This is a genomic window from Nitrospirillum amazonense, from assembly GCF_007828045.1.
Taxonomy (GTDB): Bacteria; Pseudomonadota; Alphaproteobacteria; order Azospirillales; family Azospirillaceae; genus Nitrospirillum; species Nitrospirillum amazonense_C.
The window spans coordinates 101,119-119,097 of sequence record NZ_VITN01000013.1; the positions used below are offsets into that span (position 1 = coordinate 101,119).

Here is a 17,979-nt window from a genome sequence, read left to right on the forward strand (position 1 = left end):
GCCTACAGCGGCAAGAGCCGTTGCTCTTGCCGCTGGTCTCGCTTCCTAGCGAATATTCGCCAGGAACCCGTGGACCTGGCCGCGCAGGCGTTCGGCCTCCGCCGACAGTTCGCCGGCGGCAGTGCGCACGGTGTGGGCGACTTCGCCGGTCTCGGTCGCCGCCTGGCGGGCGGCGGTCACGTTGCCGGAGACCTGCTGCGTGCCGGTGGCCGCCTGCTGGACGTTGCCGGCGATCTCCGCCGTGGCGGCCCCCTGTTCCTCCACGGCCGCCGCCACGGCGGCGGTGATCTCGTTCATGCGGTTCACGGTCTGGCCGATGCCGGCGATGGCGTCCACCGCGGCATCCGTCATGCCTTGGATTTCCGCCACCTTGGCCTGGATCTCCTCCGTTGCCTTGGCGGTTTGGGTCGCAAGGTTCTTCACCTCTGACGCCACCACGGCGAAGCCCTTGCCGGCCTCACCCGCCCGCGCCGCCTCGATGGTGGCGTTCAGCGCCAGCAGGTTGGTCTGCCCGGCGATGCCGGTGATCAGCGCCACGATGTCGCCCACCCGCGCGGCCGAGTCCGCCAGGTCGCCCATGGCGGTGCTGGTGCGGCCGACTTCCGCCACGGCGCTGGCCGCGATCTCCGACGACTGGGTGATCTGGCGGGCGATTTCATGGATGGAGGCGCTCAGCTCATCCGTCGCGGCGGCCACGGTGGCGACGTTGGCGCTGGTCTGCTCCGCAGCCGCGGCGGCAGAGGTGGTCTGGCTTTCCGCCCGGGCGGCGGCGGTGGTGGCCGCGTCGGCGCTGGCCGCCATCTCGGTCGTGGCGGCGGCGATGCCGTCCACCACCTTCTTCACGCTGCCCTCGAACTCGTCGGCCAGGCGGGCCAAGGCGGCCTTGCGCTCCCGCTCCGCCTCATCCTTCATCCCTTCCTGGCGCTCGCGCAGGTGCACGGCCTCGGCCGAGCGGTCGCGCAGCACGTTGACCGCCTGGGCCAGGGTGCCGATCTCATCCGTGCGGCCGGTGCCCGGCACGGTGACGCTGAGATCGCCATCGGCCAGGCGGTTGGTGGTGTTGGTCAGGCGCAGCAGGGGGCCGGTGATGCCCCGGCTGAGCCACAGGGCCAGGCCGAAGGTCGCCAGCGCCAGCAGCCCCACCGTGCCGGCGGTGCGATAGCCACTGGCCCGGGCGGCCGCGTCCACGTCGTCGATGTAGATGCCGGAGGACACGACCCAGCCCCAGCCGCCGGTCAGCTTGTTGTACGTGGCCTTGGGCGCCGGCGGCGCACCTGTCTTGGGCGGCCAGACGTAGTAGCTGAAGCCGCCACCCTCCTTGGCGCGCAGCAACTGTTCCTGGGCGTAATGGACCCCGTTGGCGTCGACGCTGTCCATGTTGCGCTTGCCCTCCAGCGCGCGGCTTTGCCCGCTGGCCAGCGTCAGGCCCGTGTCATCGTGGATGATCAGGTAATGATCGCCGTCGTAGCGGAACGCGCGGGCCAGGTCCAAGGCCAGCTCCTTGGCTTTGTCCTCCGGCAATTCGCCCGCTTTCGCCTTGGCTTCCAATGTCTGGATTTGCGATATCGCCGCCTCCACCGCCACGCGGGCGCGGGCCTGCCGCTCCTCCATCAGGGTCCGGCTGGAGGCGACGACGGTGACGGCGCCCACGGCCGCCAGCGCGATCACGGCCAGCAGCGGAATAATCAGGATGCGGCCGCTGATGCCGCGCAGCGATTTCAGGAATGACATCGGTTACCACCAACCAGAAAGGGGTGCGGCTTAATGCCGCCGCTCTAACAGCTGGCTATACCCGGACGTTGGACAAGGCACCGTTGCTATATTGACATCGTTGCCATCACGTCGGGGCGAATGGTTTAAAAAACCGTCGCATATAAGTGGCATCAGAGCCGTATGACGCCACGTCCACTTGTTCATTCAGCACGGGGCTGAAACCGCGTCGCCGCCAAAAAGCTCCGGAATTATTGACGGACAGCAGCCGCATTTCGCGGAAGCCCGCGTGCCGGGCATGCGCCGCCAACAGGTCGACGGCCATCTCGGCGTGACCCTTGCCGCGCGCGGCGGCGTCGATGGCGATGTCGTGAATGTAGTAGATGTCGGCGTTCGCCGGCAGGCCGCCCAGCAGGTGGTTCAGCTTGGGCACGCGGCCCCGCGCGTAGGGATGGCTGACGGCATACCCTGTGAGCTCGCCATCGGGCGCCGCCAGCGTCAGGCAGCCCGCGGGGTAGACGGCCAGCTTGTCGGCCATGACCTCCAACGCCTCGAAAAAGTCGATGTGGATGGCGCAGGCCAGGGTGAAGGCGGGGGCTAGGTCGGCCACCGTCATGGGACGCCACGGCATGGGATGGGCACCGGGTGGGACAGGAATGGGGATGCCATGTGCGTCACCCGCGCCCCGGCGTCAAGGGGCGATGGGGGCGCTCGGCATGCGGGACCAAACCGCTGTCTCGCACAATTATGCACGGCCTGACATGTCGCAGTGCCGTTGGTGTGGGGGCAGCCACCGGCGCACCCTCCGTCCCGCGGGGTTGCCCCGTGGAACAGGGGCTTTCGAAGTGGAGCCGGCTGATTGGGTGCACCCCCGGTGCCAACCCTTTGGGAACAAATCCATGAAACGCAGTCACCACATCACGCTGGCGGCCTTGGCCGCCGCGACGACGCTGTCGTTGAGCGGGTGTGATTCAAAGCACAATCAGGATTGCAAGGCGAACCAGAGCCAGCAGGCCGACTGCCGATCCGGCGGCGGTGGCGGCCATGGCGGCGGAAGCTATGTCTATAGGCTCCAAGTCCAGCGGCGTTGAAACCGGCGGTTTTGGCGAAAGCGCCGCCGCGCATGGCGGCGGCGGCGAGGGCGGTGGCGGCCACGGCGGCGGCGGCGGCGGCGGCGGAGAGTAGGGAGGCTCGCGATCATGGAACGCATCTGCTTCATCCCCCGGGCCGACTGGATCGCCCGCATCGAATCCCAGGGCCTGACCTATCACTCCCTGGGCCTGCCGCCTGGGGGCCTATCCCCCAGCGGCGGGGCCGATGGGCTGTGGTGGGATGAATCCGCCGCTTACGCTTTCACCGCCGGGGAAGTCGACAGGCTGGAAGCCGCGACCAACACGCTGCACCAGTTATGCCTGCAGGCGGTCGCGGCCGTGGTGGCGACGCCGCGCCTGATGGACCGCTTCGGGCTCAGCCCGGCCTACCGTGCCTATGTCATCGACAGCTGGCGGCGCGGCGATCCCGCCCTGTACGGCCGCTTCGACCTGGCCTTCAATCCGGACCGGGAGGAATTGGCCGAGCCCAAGATGCTGGAATACAACGCCGACACGCCCACCACCCTGATCGAATCAGCGGTGGTGCAATGGTTCTGGCTGCGCGATGTCCTGCCCGACGCCGACCAGTTCAATTCCATCCACGAGCGGCTGATCGCGCGCTGGCGGGAAATCGGCCGGCGCCAGCCGTCCGGCGCCCTTGTCCACCTGTCGTCCTACGCCGACTATGAGGAGGAGTTGCGGACGGTGGAGTATCTGGTGGACACGGCCGGCCAGGCCGGCCTGAACGCGGTCCACCTGCCCATCACCCAGGTGGGCTGGGACAAGGATGATAACCGCTTCGTCGATGAGCGGCGCCGGCCGCTGGCGCTGTGGTTCAAGCTCTACCCCTGGGAATGGCTGGCGGCGGAACGCTTCGGCGCCCATCTGCCGACCGCGGGCATGACGGGGGCCGCTCTGACGGTGGTGGAACCGCCGTGGAAGATGCTGCTGTCGCACAAGGCCATCCTGACCGTGCTGTGGGACCTGTTCCCCGGCCATCCCAACCTGCTGCCCGCCGGCTTCACCGCCGAGGCTGTGGGGCCGGATTGGATCGCCAAGCCGGTGCAGGCGCGCGAGGGCGCCAACATCCGCCTGGTGCGTGGGGGGCGGGAGGTGGTGCGCACCGCCGGCGCCTACGACCAAGGGCCCGTGGTTTACCAGCGCGCGGTGGATTTGGCCCGTGACGACGGCCGGCACGTGGTGCTGGGCGCCTGGGTGGTTGGGGATGAGGCCGCCGGCCTGTGCGTGCGCGAGGATTCGGGGCCCATCATCACCGGCGCCTCACGCTTCCTGCCGCATTACTTCCGCTAATCGGGCGCGATGACCGGGGCCGCCTTGCTCCGGTCATCGCATCCTTGTTAGGGTCCACCGCATGGGCCCCGAACCATTCGGGCGGGGGCCTTTTGGGGCAAGCCTGGGGGGTATTCCGCGTGACCGACACCTCGTCCGGCGTCGACCTGATGCAGATCGTGGCCGTGCTGGGCGCCGGCGTGGTGGCGGCGCCGCTGTTCAAGCGGCTGGGCTTCGGTTCCATCCTGGGGTATCTGGCCGCCGGCCTTGCCATCGGCCCCTTCGGCTTCGGCATCCTGGCCGATCCGGCGGCGGTGCTGCATTTCGCCGAGCTGGGCGTCGTCATGTTCCTGTTCCTCATCGGGCTGGAGATGCGGCCGGCCAAGCTGTGGACCCTGCGGCGCCAGATCTTCGGCCTGGGCGTGGCGCAGGCGGCCGTCTGCGGCGCGCTCATGACCATCGCCGGGGTGCTGGCCGGCTTTCCGCCCGCGGCAGCCTTCGTCGCCGCCATGGGCTTCGCCCAATCCTCCACCGCCGCCATCATCCAGACGCTGGAGGAGAAGGGGGAGATATCGACCCCCTTCGGCCAGCGCGCCATGTCCATCCTGCTGCTGGAGGATTTGTCGGTGGTACCGCTGCTGGCCGTCGTGGCGCTGCTGGCGCCGGAGGCCAGCCATGATCTGCGCGGCAGCTGGGTGGGCGTGGCGGTGGCCGCCGCCGCCGTGGCCCTGGTCATCGTGGCCGGGCGCTGGGTGCTGAACCCGCTGTTCGGCCTGCTGGCCGGGTCCCGGGTCCGCGAGGCGATGACGGCGGCGGCGTTGGCCGTGGTGCTGGGGGCGGCGCTGTTGATGGAAAGCTCCGGCCTGTCCATGGCCATGGGCGCCTTCCTGGCCGGCGTGCTGCTCTCCGGTTCCGGTTTCCGCCATCAGCTGGAGGCGGATATCGAACCCTTCCGCGGCCTGTTGCTGGGCCTGTTCTTCATGGCCGTGGGCATGTCGCTGGACCTTTCGGTGGTGGCGGCGGAATGGCGCCTGGTGCTGCTGGTGCTGGCGGGCTGCGTCGCCACCAAGGCGGCGGGCATCTATGCCGTGGCCCGCGTCTCGGGTGCCGACTGCCGGGAATCCGTCCAGCGCACCACCCTGTTCGCCCAGGGCGGCGAGTTTGCCTTCGTGCTCTACGGCGCCGGTATGGGTGTCGGCGTGCTGGATGGACAGGTCAACGCCGTCATGACGGCCACCGTCATCCTCTCCATGGTGCTGACGCCCATGACCGTGCGGCTGGTGTGGAACCTGCTGCCCGAACCGGCGCCGGACACCGCCGGCCTGGCGCGGCCCGATGGCCTCAACGGCGCGGTGCTGATCATCGGCTTCGGCCGTTTCGGCCAGGTGGTCAGCCAGACGCTGCTGGCGCGCGGGCTGGACGTCACCATCATCGACACGGATGTGGAGATGATCCAGGCGGCCGCCGGCTTTGGCTTCCAGATCTATTACGGCGACGGCACCAACCTGGACGTGCTGCACGCGTCCGGCGCCGGACGGGCCCGGGCGGTGGCGGTGTGCGTGGACGACAAGGACACCGCCAACAAGATCGTGGATCTGGTGAAGTCCAGCTTCCCCCACGCCGGGCTGCTGGTGCGCGCCTACGACCGCCGCCACACCCTGCACCTGATCGCAGCCGGGGTGGACCTGCAGGTGCGCGAAACCCTGGAATCGGCGCTGGCCTTCGGCCAGGGCGCGCTGGAGTTCCTGGGACTGCCGGAGGAAGAGGCGCGCGAGACGGCGGAGGAGGTGCGGCGCCGCGACCAGGAGCGCCTGGCGCTGGAGCAGGCCAGCGGCCAGCTGGAGGGCTTCAATCAGTTCCGGCCCAGGGAGCCCAAGCCCATGCCCCTGTTCCAGGCTGGCAAGGAGGCGCGGCCGCTCACACCCGAAACGCGGGAGATCGCGGCGCGGGGCGCGCCGACCTGATGCCGGGGGGGTGGCAAAGGTGCTTGTGTTTTCCGGGGCTTGCCCCAAAAGGGCGGATCGGCGCGCAGCATGTAGTACAAATGGGCGACAGGCCGCCCCGGCTGCTTGACAGGGCCTGTCCCATGGGGTGCAAATGCCCCCGACCAGGGCCTGCAACGGGATGCCCGGTGGGGCCTGGCCAATTTCCAAGAACGGGGAAGTGGATGAAAAAGAAGCTGGTGCCGCTGCTGGCGGGATTGGTGGTGGCGGTGGCCGGTGCCGCCTGGGCGCAGAGCAAGACGGTCCACGTCTATAACTGGACCGACTATATCGGCGAGACCACGCTGGCCGATTTCACCAAGGCCACCGGCATCCAGACCAAGTACGATGTCTACACCGACCTGGAAACCCTGGAGGCCAAGCTGCTGACGGGCAATTCCGGCTACGACGTCATCGTCCCCACGGCCCAGCCCACCCTGCGCAAGTTCATCCAGGCGCAGGCGGTGCAGAAGCTGGACAAGTCCAAGATCCCCAACCTGAAGAACCTGGACCCCGTCCTGATGGCCCGCCTGGCGGAGGTGGATCCGGGCAACGAGTACGCCGCCATCTACCAGTGGGGCACCGTCGGCATCGGCTACAACCCGGACAAGGTGAAGGCGGCGCTGGGCACCGCGACCATCGACAGCTGGAAGCAGGTGTTCGATCCGGAGAGCGCCAAGAAGCTGGCCAGCTGTGGCATCGTCGTGCTGGACAGCCCGGCCGACATCCTGCCTTCCGTCCTGAACTACCTGGGCCTGCCGCCCAGCAGCGAGAAGTCGGATGACGTGAAGAAGGCGGGGGAACTGATGTCCAGCATCCGCCCCTACATCAAGACCTTCGTCCCGTCCGTCATCGACCCGCTGGCCAGCGGTGACGCCTGTGTCGCCATCGGCTATTCCGGCGACGTGCTGCAGGCGCAGGCCCGCTCCGGCGGCAAGGTCAAGATCGACTACGCCATCCCGAAGGAAGGCGCCCAGCTGTGGTTCGACACCCTGGCCATCCCAGCCGGGGCGCCCAACGTGGCCGAGGCCTACGCCTACATCAACTACATGCTGGACCCCAAGGTGATGGCCGGCATCAGCAACGCTGTCTCATACGCCAATGCCGTGCCCGCGTCGCTGCCCCTGCTGAAGCCGGAGATCAAGGACAACCCGCGCATCTATCCGCCCAAGGACGTGATGGACAAGCTGTTCACCATCAAGCAGTTGGCCCAGCGGGCGGAGCAGGAGCGTAACCGCACCTGGACCCGCATCAAGACCGGCCGCTAGGCCGTCCGGCCAGGGTGAGGGTAACAGGGGCGCCGCCCGCCGGAGGCGCCCCTTTTTCTTGAGCTTTGGCTTGTTTCACGTTTTTGGCATTTTCGCGCAAAATCGCACCTGCGAAAAAACGCGCGGCCCAGGGCCGCAGACCGCATAGTTCCTATGGACAGCGGGGGCGCACCCTGGCATTCAGCAGGTTCGGAACGCTATTCCGGGCAGGCGGTTCCAGCAATCAGGAAGCGCCCATCGGACGTCCGCCATCGGGCCCACTTCCAGCATCGTGATCCGCCGCCTCATGTCCGACGCCCCCGACCCTCGTCCCCGGCCGGCCGCCACCGGTCCCATCGGCAAATCACCGGCTGTCAAATCACCGGCCGTGAAGTTCGAGCCCTGGCATGATCCCGCCGCCAAGCCGTACATCCGCATCGAAAAGGTGACGAAGCGCTTTGGCGACTTCACGGCCGTGGACAATGTCAGCCTGTCGATCTACCGGGGGGAGTTCTTCTCGCTGCTGGGTGGGTCGGGGTCGGGCAAGACGACGCTGCTGCGCATGCTGGCGGGGTTCGAGCAGCCGACCGAGGGCCGCATCTTCATCGATGGCGTCGATATGGCGGGCATCCCGCCCTACGACCGCCCGGTCAACATGATGTTCCAGTCCTACGCCCTGTTCCCCCACATGACGGTGGAGAACAACGTGGCCTTCGGCCTGCGCCAGGACGGCGTGCCCAAGGATGAGATCCGCACCCGCGTGGCGGAGATGCTGGAGCTGGTGAAGCTCACCCCCTTCGCCAAGCGCAAGCCGCACCAGCTGTCCGGCGGCCAGCGGCAGCGCGTGGCGCTGGCCCGCTCGCTGGTCAAGAAGCCCAAGCTGCTGCTGCTGGACGAACCGCTGGGCGCCCTGGACAAGCGCCTGCGCGAGCAGACCCAGTTCGAGCTGGTGAACATCCAGGAGAAGCTGGGCGTCACCTTCGTGGTCGTGACCCACGACCAGGAAGAAGCCATGACCATGTCCACCCGCATCGCGGTCATGGACCATGGCGCCATCGCCCAGGTGGGCACGCCCACCGAGATCTACGAATACCCCAACAGCCGCTTCACGGCGGAGTTCATCGGGTCGGTGAACATGTTCGAGGGCAACATCGTGGAATCGGAGCCCGACCACTCCCTTATCCGCTCGGCGGAGGCCGGTTGCGACCTCTATGTCACCCACGCCGCCCATTTGGCCGCGGGCAGCCATTGCTGGGTCGCCATCCGGCCGGAGAAGGTCAGCATCACCAAGGAAAAGCCGGCGGAGGCCGACGGCGGCCGCAACGTCACGCGCGGCGTGGTGCGCGAGATCGCCTATCTGGGTGACATCTCCATCTACCAGATCGACTTGGCCAGCGGTAAGCGCGTGCGGGCGACGGCGCCCAACGTGACCCGCCGCACCGAGCTGCCCATCACCTGGGACGACGAGGTCTGGCTGAGCTGGCGGCCATTCGCCGGCGTCGTCCTGACGGACTGAGGGGAGGGGACCCGCCTTGGCCATGCCTCCGCCGACCGCCGCCGCACCGCAGCCCTCTCCCGCCCTGCCCCCCGTGGCGCCGCGCACCGTGAAGGACCGCGTGCTGCGCGTCACCCGACGCCTGGGCCTCACCGGCCGGGGGGGCGTCATCCTGGGCCCCTACGCCTGGCTGGTCCTGTTCTTCTTCATCCCCTTCCTGATCGTGCTCAAGATCAGCGTGGCGGAGCCGGCGGTGGGTATTCCGCCCTTCACCAAGCTGATCGAGTGGGTGGACGGTGGGCTGGACGTGCACATCCGCTTCAGCGGATTCCAGGCGCTGTTCGACGACGACCTCTATCTGCTGGCCTATCTGAACTCGCTGAAGATTGCCTTCGTCTCGACGCTGTGCTGCCTCTTCATCGGCTATCCCATGGCCTACGCCATCGCCACGGCGCCGGAAAAGCGGCGCGGGCCGCTGCTGATGCTGATCATCCTGCCGTTCTGGACCAGCTTCCTCATCCGCGTCTATGCGTGGATGAGCATCCTGAAGGACGAGGGGCTGCTGAACAACCTGCTGCTCAGCCTCGGCATCATCCATGAGCCGCTGAAGATCCTGTACACCGACCTCGCGGTCTACATCGGCATCACCTATTCCTACCTGCCGTTCATGATCCTGCCGCTGTACGCGACGCTGGAAAAGATGGACCACACGCTGCTGGAGGCGGCGGCCGACCTGGGCGCCAGGCCGTGGAAGTCCTTCCTGACCATCACCCTGCCGCTGTCGCTGCCGGGCATCGTCGCGGGCTCGCTGCTGGTGTTCATCCCGGCGGTGGGTGAGTTCGTCATCCCCTCGCTGCTGGGCGGGTCCGATACGCTGATGATCGGGCGCGAGCTGTGGAACCTGTTCTTCAACAGCCGTGACTGGCCGTCGGCCTCGGCCGTGGCCATCGCCCTGCTGGCCTTCCTGGTGGGGCCCATCATGATCTTCCAGCACTTCCAGGGCCGCGACCAGGACAAGGGGGCCGCGTGATGAAAAAGTCCCGCCTGCCGATGGTGCTGCTGGGCGTGGGCCTGGCCTTTCTGTACCTGCCCATCCTTCTGCTGGTGGTCTATTCCTTCAACGACAACCGTTCGCTGACCGTCTGGACCGGAGCCTCGCTGCGCTGGTACCACGAGCTGATCCAGGACGGGCAGATGCTGGAGGCGGCGTGGCTGTCGCTGCGCATCGCCTTCGCCACCGCTTGCGGGGCCGTGGTGCTGGGCACGGTGGCCGGGCTGATGCTGGCCCGCTTCGGCGCCTTCCGCGGCCGCGCCCTGTTCGCCGGCATGATCTCCGCCCCCCTGGTCATGCCCGAGGTGATCATGGGCCTGGCGCTGCTGCTGCTGTTCGTCAGCGCGGAGCAGCTGATCGGCTGGCCGGCGGGGCGCGGGGTGCTGACCATCGTCCTGGCCCACATCACCTTCACCATGTCCTTCGTGGCCGTGGTCATCCAGTCGCGCCTGGTCAGCATGGATGTCTCGCTGGAAGAGGCGGCGATGGACCTGGGTGCGCGTCCGGCCAAGGTGTTCTTCGTCATTACCCTGCCCATCATCGCGCCGGCCATCGTGTCCGGCTGGCTGCTGGCCTTCACCCTGTCGCTGGACGACCTGGTCATCACCAGCTTCGTCTCCGGCCCGGGCTCCACCACCCTGCCGATGATCGTGTTCTCGTCCATCCGCCTGGGGCTGAAGCCGGAGATCAACGCGCTGGCCACCATCGTGGTGGCGGTGGTCGCCACCGGCATCGGTCTGGCGGGTTTCCTGGAGGCCCGCCGCGCCCGCGTCCGCGAGCGTGAGGAAAGCCAGGCCGGCAAGGCCTGACCTCCCCTCGGCGGCTCGGAGGCGGGCTCATCCAAAGCGCTGATTGCCAGGCCGTCCCCCCGGCCGGATACTGTTCTTTTTCGGATACATGCCGCCTGATCCGGGCGGTGGCGGAGATGTTGCGCCCATGACCTACACCCCCGGTTCCCCCGCTGCGGCGGGCTTCGTCATGCCCGGTGAGTGGCACCCGCACGACCGCTGCTGGATGGCGTGGCCCAACCGGGCGGAGACCTTTCCCAACGGGCTGGACGCCGCCCGTCAGGCCTATGCCGCCGTGGCCAAGGCCATCGCGCAGTTCGAACCGGTGACCATAGCGGCCCCGCCGGGGGAGGTGGCCGACGCCTCCATCCTGTGCTCGGGCGCGCCGGTCAGCGTCATCCCGGTGCCCCTGTCCGACAGCTGGATTCGCGACAACGGCCCCAGCTTCGTCATCGACGGCAAGGGCGGCATCGGCGGGGTGGATTGGGATTTCAATGCCTGGGGCCGCAACTACGATGATTTCGAGGCCGACACCCACGTGGCGGCGGAAATCCTGAAGGGCCAGGACATTCCCCGCTTCAAGGCGCCCCTGGTCATGGAGGGCGGGTCCTTCCATGTGGATGGCGAGGGCACGCTGATCACCACCGAGGAATGCCTGCTGAACCCCAACCGCAACCCCGGCCTGACGCGGGGGGAGATCGAGGGGCATTTGCGCGACTTCCTGGGCGTGCGCCAGATCATCTGGCTGGGCCGGGGCTATGAGCAGGACGAGACCGACGGCCACATCGACGAGATCGCCTGCTTCATCCGCCCAGGCCTGGTGCTGGCTATGACCACGGACGATCCCGACGACCCCAACTTCGATACCTTCCAGGACAATATCGAACGGCTGTCCATGGCGACCGACGCCCAAGGGCGGGAGCTGGACATCGTCACCCTGCGCACGCCGGCGCGCCAGGAACAGGCGGGCGTGCGCCTGACCCTGTCCTACACCAACTTCTACCTGGCCAACGGCGGCGTGGTCCTGCCCGCCTTCGAAGACCCCATGGATGCGGAGGCCGCTAAGCTGTTCAGCCGCCTCTACCCCGACCGCCAGATCGTGCAGGTCCCGGCGCTGGACATCGTGCGCGGCGGCGGCGGCATCCACTGCATCACCCAGCAGCAGCCGCGCCCCTGAGGGGGGGCGCGGCTGCGGCGTGGGCATGCGTCGCTCATCAATTGACCGTCGTCTGGGCCTGTTGCAGCGCGCCGCTCAGGTTGGTGACGCAGCGGTCGTAGGCTTCCGTGCCGGCGGTCAGGCCGGCTTCGCCGCAGGCGGTCTGGCTGCGCTGTTCATGCATCTTCTTGGTCATGGACAGCGTCTCCTTCAGGCTGGCGACGCAGGCGGCATACTGGGTGTCGGCGGGGCTGACGTGCAGGGCGTCCTGGCAGGCGCGGTCGATGGACGGGTGCACGGTGACGGTCGGCATGGTGTCGGCGGCCAGGACCGGCTGGGCGGCCAGGGCGAACAGGGCGGTGATCGCGACGACGGAAGATTTCAACATAGCATGATATCCTTCAAGGTTAGGCGTGCCTGGTGTCTGGCACGCTACGGGTGTGTGGGTCTTTTGTAAGAGTAGGAGCGTTTACTGGATTGGATGATTCAGTTGTTTATGGAACAATCACTGGTTTTATTTTTATGAATATTTGTAGGATCCGGCTTTATTTTTATATTTCCACTGAAATGGTCACCATCAAGGCGCCCGTATCAAGGATACGGATGGCAGCCGCTTGATTTTGCGTTTGGATTCGGCGCGGCGGCGGGTGCATCGTCCTAGGTGCCGCTGGCTGTCGCCGGCGTTCGTCAATGGAAAGCATCCACCATGATCGTCCGGGACCGGCCCGGCCTGCTGCGGCTGTTCTTCATCCTGCGCGGCTCCATCGTCCTGCGCATCCTGCCCCAGGTGCTGGTCATCCTCGTGCTGTCGGCGGGTGTGGTGTGGGCGCGCAGCACCCATCCGGGCTGGGCGCCCGCCTTCAATGGCGCGCCCTTCGCCTTGCTGGGTATCGCCCTGTCGGTGTTCCTGGGCTTCCGCAACAACGCCTGCTACGACCGCTGGTGGGAGGCGCGCAAGGATTGGGGGCAACTGCTCTATGCCGTGCGCGACCTGGGCCGGCAGACGCTGATGCTGGACCGGGACGGCGAGCCGAGAGCCGCGCGGCGCCAGCTGCTGCGCCTGGCCATGGCCTTCGGCCACGCCCTGGTCTGCCACCTGCGGCCCGGCGGCGACGCCACCAAGCCCCGCCGCTTCCTGTCGGCCGGCCAGCTGGTGGGCTTCGAATCCTCCCGCAACCGGCCGGATTTCCTGCTGCGCCAGATGGGCCAGGTGCTGGCGGAGCTGCTGGCCGATGGCCATGTCAGCGACATCCAGTACACGGTGCTGGAAGGCACGCTGGGCCGCATGTCGGCCGTCCTGGCGGCGTGTGAGCGCATTCGCAACACGCCGGTTCCCTTCGGCTACACCCTGTTGCTGCATCGCACGGCCTATCTGTTCTGCTTCCTGCTGCCCTTCGGCTTCGCCGATGTATTGCATTGGGGCACGCCCTTCATCACCGGGCTGGTGGCCTACACCTTCTTCGGCCTGGACGCCCTGGGGGATGAACTGGAGGAGCCGTTCGGCACCCGGCCCAACGCCCTGCCCATCGAGGCGCTGGCCGATACCATGGAGATCAATTTGCGCGAGGCGCTGGGGGAGACGGACCTGCCCGCCCTGCCGCAGCCCAAGGACCACGTCCTGATGTGACCGCCGGCGGCCCCCCGCCCTAGGATAGGGCGCGGGGCCGAGGGGAGCGGTCAGTTCGGGGCCAGCAGCACCTGGTTCAGGGCGCCATCCAGGTTGGCGACGCAACGGCCGTAGTCGGCGCTGCCGGGGGTCAGGCCCACGTCGGCGCAGGCGGTGTTGGCGGGTGTCTGCGGCCGAGCGCTGGCGGCCCGCGCCTGGGCCAGCGTGGCGACGCAGGCGGCATAGCCGCTGTCGTTGACGGTCAGGCCCAGGGTCTGTTCGCAGGTGTGCTGGATGGTGGTGGCCTCGGGGGCGGTGGCCGGGGCGGCGAAGGCTGGGGCGGCGAAGGTGGCGGCGCCCATCAGGGCGGCGGCGACGGTGGTCTTGATCGACGCAGACAGAGTCCGGGTGTTCATGGCCTAAGCTCCTTCAATTTGACATCGCGTTGAGGGGGTTTGTTTTTCCCGCACGGGGGATGCCAATAAGACGCCGGCCAGGGGGCTTTATTCCCGGGCATGCAATTTTTTTTGAACTTTTTTTGAGGGCGGGAAAACTCAGCCTTCGACGAAGGCGCGCAGGCGGGCAAGGGCGCCGTCCCACTGCGCCGACACGGCGTCCAGATAGCCGCGCGCCGCCGCCACCGGTTCCGGCTGGAAGGCGAAGCGGCTTTCCCGGCCCACCCGCACGCAGGCCACCAGGCCGGCATCCTGCAGCACGTGCAGATGCTTGGTCACCGCCTGGCGGGTCAAGGTGGTGTCGGCCGACAGGGCGGCAATGGATCGCGCATGCCCATCGCTGAGGCGGGACAACAGGGACAGGCGGGTGGGATCGCCCAAGGCGGCGAAGACAGTGGCGGGGTTGGCCGCCGCGGCGGCCTCAGTCATCCAGCGGCCCCTCGATATGGGCGCGGATGTTGTGCGCCTGGGCCGTCCACCCGCCCTCGTTCATGCGCAACGCCTCCACCCGGCGGTTGTCGGGCAAGGTGTCGAAGCCGCTTTCGGTGATGGTCAGCAGGGTGCCGCCGTCCCGTTCCTCCAGCGTGAACTCCACCAGGGTGGGCGTCTCGCTGGAATAATCCTTCTCCGGATCCACGGCATAGGGATGCCAGGTATAGGAGAACAGGTGCGGCGCCTCCATCCGCACCACGGTCGCCCGCCATTTCACATGTTCATAACCGGGATGGGTGATGCGGCCGGTCGCCTCCTGGCCCGGCACGAAAGGCCCGTCCAGCTTGACCCGGAACCAGGCGCCGAATTCCTCATGATCGGTCAGCGCCCGCCACACCCGCTCGATGGGGGCCTTCAGCTCGATGTGCTTGCGAATGTGATCGGACATTTTTCGCAACCTCCTGGTTGCCAATTTATAGCCTGTCCAAACGAGAACAGCAACCATTTGGTTGCCTTTCTGGTCCTGTATCCGATCTGTACAAGCACCGAGGTGGCGTTTGGTTCGGTGCCGCTCCTGCGAAAGATCAAATCTTGGTGCGCAGCTGCCGTCGCGCCTCATCCGCCAAGGGGTGCAGCGCCTGGGCCGAGGCGTCTGCCACCAGGCTATAGCCCATGCCGCGGTTGCACCAGGTGACGCCGCCGACATCGTCCTTCTGGTGCTCGGTCATGGGGGCGTCGCCATCCTGCTTCATGGGCCGCACCAGCATGGCGATGCGGTTGCCGCTGCTGTCGTCGTAGAAGAACATGGCACCCGGGCCGTGGGCGGTGGCGACCAGGCGCCCGCCCATGAACCGGTAGCCGGAGGCCGACAGGTCGGGCACCGCCACCTTGCGGTCCAGCCGCTGTGACACCCAGCGCAGCAGCTGTTCCTGCTCGCCCGCGTGCATTTCCACCGGCCGCACGGCGTCGGCCGCGTAGACGCGGTAATTGTCCATGGCCTCCTGCGTGAGCATGCTCTCAGGGTTCATCGACGCCTTGCCGGCGGTGATGCCGTGCATGGACCAGCCGCCGGCCCCGCCGATCAGCACCAGGGCCACGGCGGCGGCGATGGTGCGCCAGGGGCCGGCCCCCGGAACAGAGAGCCACGAGCGCGCCTGCCGGTGTTGCCGCGCCTCGACCAGGCGGGCCAGATTCAGGCGGTCGGGCACCGGCTCTTCCGCGATGGGGGCCAGGGCGGCGCGCAGGGCCTCACGCTGGGCGGTGTAGGCGGCCACGCGCCGGGCGGCGTCGGGGTGGGTGGACAGATACTCCTCAACCTCCTCCTGGCGCCGCTCGTCCAGGGCATGGTCGACATAGGCCTGAAAGTCTTCCTCGGTGATGGGGCGGCCGGGGTTCATTTCACTCTCCTGAAAATTCCAGCGCCAAAAACCGGGCGATGGATGGTGGCGCCGCCCTTCGCGGCCTCCTGCGCGGGGGCGCCCTCCATCTTCCGTAACAGCTTCTCCCGCGCCCGGGCCAGGCGGGACATGACGGTGCCGATGGGGATGTCCAGCACCCGTGCCGCCTCGGCATAGGTCAGGTCTTCCACCGACACCAGCAGCAGCACGCTGCGCTGATCCTCCGGCAGGGTTTGCAGGGCCTGCATCACGTCGGCGTGGTGCAGCGCGTCCTCCTGTGTCGCCGGCCGGGCGATCATGGCCTCGTCCACCCCGTCGTCCAGGGTGACGTGGCTGCCGCGCCGCCGGTTCTGGCGCATATGGCTGACGGCCAGGTTGTGCAGGATGGTGAACAGCCAGGTGCGGGCGTCACCGTCCTGCCGCCGCTGGTGCCAGCGGGTGATGGCCCGCTCCAGACAATCCTGCACCAGATCGTCCGCCGTGGCGTGGTCCTTCACCAGCGCCCGGGCGTAGCGCCGCAGCGGTGGAATCAGCGGCTCGATCAGCAGCATCATGTCGTTCATGGCACGCATCCCTGGGCCCGGGGTCCACCGTCAGCGACGGGTGCGCCAGGCCGCCATGCTCTGGAACACGCCATCCTTGAAAAGGAGGCCATGCATCAGGGCGGCGGACAAGTGGGCGATCACCGTGAGGAACAAAGCGTACGCCAGATAGGTGTGCAGGTGGCGCAAGGACGCGTACAGCCCCCTGTCCGGCGACAGCAGCGGCGGCAGGTGCACGGCACCCCAGACGGTGATGGGGTAGCCGCCGGCCGACAGCATGGACCAGCCCACCAGGGGCAAGGCGATCATCAGGGCGTACAGCACCAGGTGCGACAGGTGGGCGACGGCCTTCTGCGGCGCCGGCATGTCCGCCGGCAGGGGCGGCGTACCCTTGGTGGCTCGCACCGCCAGGCGGATCAGCGCCAGCAGCAGCAGGGTGACGCCCACCGACTTGTGCAGCGGCACCAGCCAATTGTGGCTGGCCCCGACGGTGGAGACCATGCCTACGCCGATGAACAGCATGGCGATGATCAGGACGGCCATCAGCCAGTGCAGCAGCCGGGCGGCGCCGCTGAACGTGGTCGACTTCATTGGGCGGACTCCTTGGCGGCGGGCTGACTGGAAGCGGGGGCGGGGAAAGCCTTGTCGGCGGCCAACGCGCTGGCGGCCACGGGTTCACCCGTGCGGCGGGTGTAGCCCACGGCGTAGACGGAGGAACGCGCGGCCAGCAGCGGATCGTCGGAGGGCGACACGCCGGCCGGCAGGATGGTGGGGTCGAAGTTCACGTCACGGCAGGGCCCATTCTCCTCGGTCACCGCGCGATCGATGGTCAGGGTGCCAACCTCCAGCCGCTGGCGGTCGTCCGGCCAGGGCTTGGTGGCGTCGTCGGTGGGATCGCCGGCGTTGGGCAGGATAACGGACAGATGCCAGACCAGCGGGCCCTGGGCGAGGCGGCTGGCGGCCTCATCGAACAGGAAGTCGCGCGGCCGGTCGGCCAGGGTCGCCTTGTCCAATTCGTCGAACGGCGCCTCGGGCGTGAAGATCCAGCGCACCAGGCGGGTCTGGCCCTGGTCGTTGGTGAAGCGGAAGGCGTTGACGCTGTTGTAGTTGGCGTTGGCGAAGCTGCTGGGCAGGGGGGCCTTCGCCATGTAGTCGGCGAAGGCCTTGGTCTCCGGATGCTGCGCCATATAGGCCTGTACCTTGGCCGGGTCGGGCTTGCCCGTCGCGGGGTCGGGCGTGGTCGCCAGCTGAAAGTCGAGGAAGGCCTGCGGCGTGGCCACGGGGAACACCGGCACATGGTTCAGCGCCATGCGCCATTGTTCACCCCGCGGCAGATCGAACTTCAGCGCCAGGCTGTGGAAGGTGACGCGGCCATCACCGGCATTGGGCACGCCGCCAGCCAGGGAGAAGCGGCCGATGACCGGGGTGGTGGTTTGGCGGAACAGGCTGGCCTTGCTGAGGGCCAAGCCCTGGCCGTTGCCGTCGAAATGGCCGACCACGCACAGGCCCTTGGCATGGGCACGGCGGAAGCCCTCGTGCTTTCCGTCATGGCCCTCCAGCGCATTCACGATAGTCGTCGGCTTCAGCCGGCCGGATGACAGCCAGCCGCCGGCATAGGCGAAGGCGGCGGTGGCCCCGCCCGCGACGGTGGCGATGGCCAGCAGCGACACCAGGCTGCGGCGGCTGAGGATGTCCTGAACTCGGTAGCCAGGCATGGGCGGGGTCCCTTTCGGCCTT

General features: G+C 67.9%; 19 protein-coding genes. 9 read left to right on the forward strand and 10 right to left on the reverse strand.

Annotated features, from left to right (window positions below; genetic code table 11):
- Positions 1-45 precede the first annotated feature (45 nt).
- Together FBZ89_RS19505 and FBZ89_RS19510 are read right to left on the reverse strand one after the other, a co-directional pair.
- Positions 46-1,731, reverse strand: coding sequence for a methyl-accepting chemotaxis protein (locus FBZ89_RS19505; RefSeq protein WP_145751524.1), 1,686 nt, complete (start codon positions 1,729-1,731; stop codon positions 46-48).
- A 106-nt stretch (positions 1,732-1,837) separates the two neighbouring features.
- Positions 1,838-2,341, reverse strand: a complete 504-nt coding sequence (locus FBZ89_RS19510; protein WP_145751525.1) for a GNAT family N-acetyltransferase — start codon at positions 2,339-2,341, stop codon at positions 1,838-1,840.
- A gap of 268 nt (positions 2,342-2,609) precedes the next feature.
- Here FBZ89_RS19510 and FBZ89_RS30930 point away from each other — a divergent pair, with 268 nt between their 5' ends.
- The 8 genes from FBZ89_RS30930 (at position 2,610) to FBZ89_RS19545 (ending at position 11,831) form a co-directional block, all read left to right on the forward strand.
- On the forward strand, positions 2,610-2,801 hold the full coding sequence (locus FBZ89_RS30930) for a hypothetical protein (RefSeq protein ID WP_186457445.1): 192 nt from the start codon (positions 2,610-2,612) through the stop codon (positions 2,799-2,801).
- Between the two features lie 108 nt (positions 2,802-2,909).
- Entirely contained in the window at positions 2,910-4,112 is a 1,203-nt protein-coding gene (locus FBZ89_RS19515) for a glutathionylspermidine synthase family protein (RefSeq protein ID WP_145751526.1), read from the forward strand.
- 119 nt (positions 4,113-4,231) lie between these two features.
- Positions 4,232-6,055, forward strand: coding sequence for a monovalent cation:proton antiporter-2 (CPA2) family protein (locus tag FBZ89_RS19520; RefSeq protein ID WP_145751527.1), 1,824 nt, complete (start codon positions 4,232-4,234; stop codon positions 6,053-6,055).
- Positions 6,056-6,258: 203 nt separating this feature from the next.
- Positions 6,259-7,341, forward strand: coding sequence for a polyamine ABC transporter substrate-binding protein (locus tag FBZ89_RS19525; protein WP_145609183.1), 1,083 nt, complete (start codon positions 6,259-6,261; stop codon positions 7,339-7,341).
- Between the two features lie 367 nt (positions 7,342-7,708).
- Entirely contained in the window at positions 7,709-8,836 is a 1,128-nt protein-coding gene (locus FBZ89_RS19530; RefSeq protein WP_425465971.1) for an ABC transporter ATP-binding protein, read from the forward strand.
- A gap of 22 nt (positions 8,837-8,858) precedes the next feature.
- Positions 8,859-9,845, forward strand: a complete 987-nt coding sequence (locus tag FBZ89_RS19535) for an ABC transporter permease subunit (RefSeq protein ID WP_425465968.1) — start codon at positions 8,859-8,861, stop codon at positions 9,843-9,845.
- The gene (locus FBZ89_RS19540) at positions 9,845-10,675 is read left to right on the forward strand and encodes an ABC transporter permease subunit (RefSeq protein ID WP_145751528.1); all 831 of its coding nucleotides are present in this window, start codon (positions 9,845-9,847) and stop codon (positions 10,673-10,675) included. Before FBZ89_RS19535 ends, FBZ89_RS19540 begins: the two co-directional genes overlap by 1 nt.
- Positions 10,676-10,802: 127 nt before the next feature.
- Positions 10,803-11,831, forward strand: coding sequence for an agmatine deiminase family protein (locus FBZ89_RS19545; RefSeq protein WP_246172348.1), 1,029 nt, complete (start codon positions 10,803-10,805; stop codon positions 11,829-11,831).
- A 37-nt stretch (positions 11,832-11,868) separates the two neighbouring features.
- Here FBZ89_RS19545 and FBZ89_RS19550 read toward each other — a convergent pair whose 3' ends face one another.
- A complete protein-coding gene (locus tag FBZ89_RS19550; protein ID WP_145751529.1) occupies positions 11,869-12,198 on the reverse strand; it encodes a hypothetical protein in 330 nt (109 codons plus the stop codon).
- Positions 12,199-12,516: 318 nt separating this feature from the next.
- Between FBZ89_RS19550 and FBZ89_RS19555 the strand changes: the two genes are divergently transcribed.
- Positions 12,517-13,437, forward strand: coding sequence for a bestrophin family protein (locus tag FBZ89_RS19555; protein ID WP_145751530.1), 921 nt, complete (start codon positions 12,517-12,519; stop codon positions 13,435-13,437).
- A gap of 50 nt (positions 13,438-13,487) precedes the next feature.
- On the opposite strand, the gene FBZ89_RS30935 is transcribed toward FBZ89_RS19555, so the two are convergent.
- The 7 genes from FBZ89_RS30935 to FBZ89_RS19585 form a co-directional block, all read right to left on the reverse strand.
- Positions 13,488-13,832 (reverse strand): hypothetical protein, encoded by a 345-nt coding sequence (locus tag FBZ89_RS30935; protein WP_186457446.1) that lies wholly within the window; start codon positions 13,830-13,832, stop codon positions 13,488-13,490.
- A gap of 138 nt (positions 13,833-13,970) precedes the next feature.
- Positions 13,971-14,300 (reverse strand): ArsR/SmtB family transcription factor, encoded by a 330-nt coding sequence (locus FBZ89_RS19560; RefSeq protein ID WP_145751531.1) that lies wholly within the window; start codon positions 14,298-14,300, stop codon positions 13,971-13,973.
- Positions 14,293-14,751, reverse strand: a complete 459-nt coding sequence (locus FBZ89_RS19565) for an SRPBCC family protein (protein ID WP_145751532.1) — start codon at positions 14,749-14,751, stop codon at positions 14,293-14,295. Before FBZ89_RS19565 ends, FBZ89_RS19560 begins: the two co-directional genes overlap by 8 nt.
- Before the next feature lie 136 nt (positions 14,752-14,887).
- Positions 14,888-15,700, reverse strand: a complete 813-nt coding sequence (locus FBZ89_RS19570; RefSeq protein ID WP_145751533.1) for an anti-sigma factor family protein — start codon at positions 15,698-15,700, stop codon at positions 14,888-14,890.
- On the reverse strand, positions 15,697-16,263 hold the full coding sequence (locus FBZ89_RS19575) for a sigma-70 family RNA polymerase sigma factor (RefSeq protein ID WP_145751534.1): 567 nt from the start codon (positions 16,261-16,263) through the stop codon (positions 15,697-15,699). Before FBZ89_RS19575 ends, FBZ89_RS19570 begins: the two co-directional genes overlap by 4 nt.
- Before the next feature lie 30 nt (positions 16,264-16,293).
- Complete coding sequence (locus FBZ89_RS19580; RefSeq protein WP_145751535.1) at positions 16,294-16,833, reverse strand: cytochrome b; 540 nt, start codon at positions 16,831-16,833, stop codon at positions 16,294-16,296.
- On the reverse strand, positions 16,830-17,957 hold the full coding sequence (locus FBZ89_RS19585; RefSeq protein WP_145751536.1) for a catalase family peroxidase: 1,128 nt from the start codon (positions 17,955-17,957) through the stop codon (positions 16,830-16,832). The genes FBZ89_RS19580 and FBZ89_RS19585 overlap by 4 nt, the downstream gene beginning before the upstream one ends.
- Between the last annotated feature and the right edge of the window lie 22 nt (positions 17,958-17,979).

Coding starts and splice junctions, on each gene's coding strand:
- FBZ89_RS19570 (WP_145751533.1), bottom strand. CDS start 15,700: ATGAACCCCGGCCGCCCCATCACCGAGGAAGACTTTCAGGCCTATGTC.
- FBZ89_RS19555 (WP_145751530.1), top strand. CDS start 12,517: ATGATCGTCCGGGACCGGCCCGGCCTGCTGCGGCTGTTCTTCATCCTG.
- FBZ89_RS19505 (WP_145751524.1), bottom strand. CDS start 1,731: ATGTCATTCCTGAAATCGCTGCGCGGCATCAGCGGCCGCATCCTGATT.
- FBZ89_RS19545 (WP_246172348.1), top strand. CDS start 10,803: ATGACCTACACCCCCGGTTCCCCCGCTGCGGCGGGCTTCGTCATGCCC.
- FBZ89_RS30935 (WP_186457446.1), bottom strand. CDS start 13,832: ATGAACACCCGGACTCTGTCTGCGTCGATCAAGACCACCGTCGCCGCC.
- FBZ89_RS19565 (WP_145751532.1), bottom strand. CDS start 14,751: ATGTCCGATCACATTCGCAAGCACATCGAGCTGAAGGCCCCCATCGAG.
- FBZ89_RS19515 (WP_145751526.1), top strand. CDS start 2,910: ATGGAACGCATCTGCTTCATCCCCCGGGCCGACTGGATCGCCCGCATC.
- FBZ89_RS30930 (WP_186457445.1), top strand. CDS start 2,610: ATGAAACGCAGTCACCACATCACGCTGGCGGCCTTGGCCGCCGCGACG.
- FBZ89_RS19550 (WP_145751529.1), bottom strand. CDS start 12,198: ATGTTGAAATCTTCCGTCGTCGCGATCACCGCCCTGTTCGCCCTGGCC.
- FBZ89_RS19535 (WP_425465968.1), top strand. CDS start 8,859: ATGCCTCCGCCGACCGCCGCCGCACCGCAGCCCTCTCCCGCCCTGCCC.
- FBZ89_RS19575 (WP_145751534.1), bottom strand. CDS start 16,263: ATGAACGACATGATGCTGCTGATCGAGCCGCTGATTCCACCGCTGCGG.
- FBZ89_RS19585 (WP_145751536.1), bottom strand. CDS start 17,957: ATGCCTGGCTACCGAGTTCAGGACATCCTCAGCCGCCGCAGCCTGGTG.
- FBZ89_RS19560 (WP_145751531.1), bottom strand. CDS start 14,300: ATGACTGAGGCCGCCGCGGCGGCCAACCCCGCCACTGTCTTCGCCGCC.
- FBZ89_RS19580 (WP_145751535.1), bottom strand. CDS start 16,833: ATGAAGTCGACCACGTTCAGCGGCGCCGCCCGGCTGCTGCACTGGCTG.
- FBZ89_RS19525 (WP_145609183.1), top strand. CDS start 6,259: ATGAAAAAGAAGCTGGTGCCGCTGCTGGCGGGATTGGTGGTGGCGGTG.
- FBZ89_RS19510 (WP_145751525.1), bottom strand. CDS start 2,341: ATGCCGTGGCGTCCCATGACGGTGGCCGACCTAGCCCCCGCCTTCACC.
- FBZ89_RS19540 (WP_145751528.1), top strand. CDS start 9,845: ATGAAAAAGTCCCGCCTGCCGATGGTGCTGCTGGGCGTGGGCCTGGCC.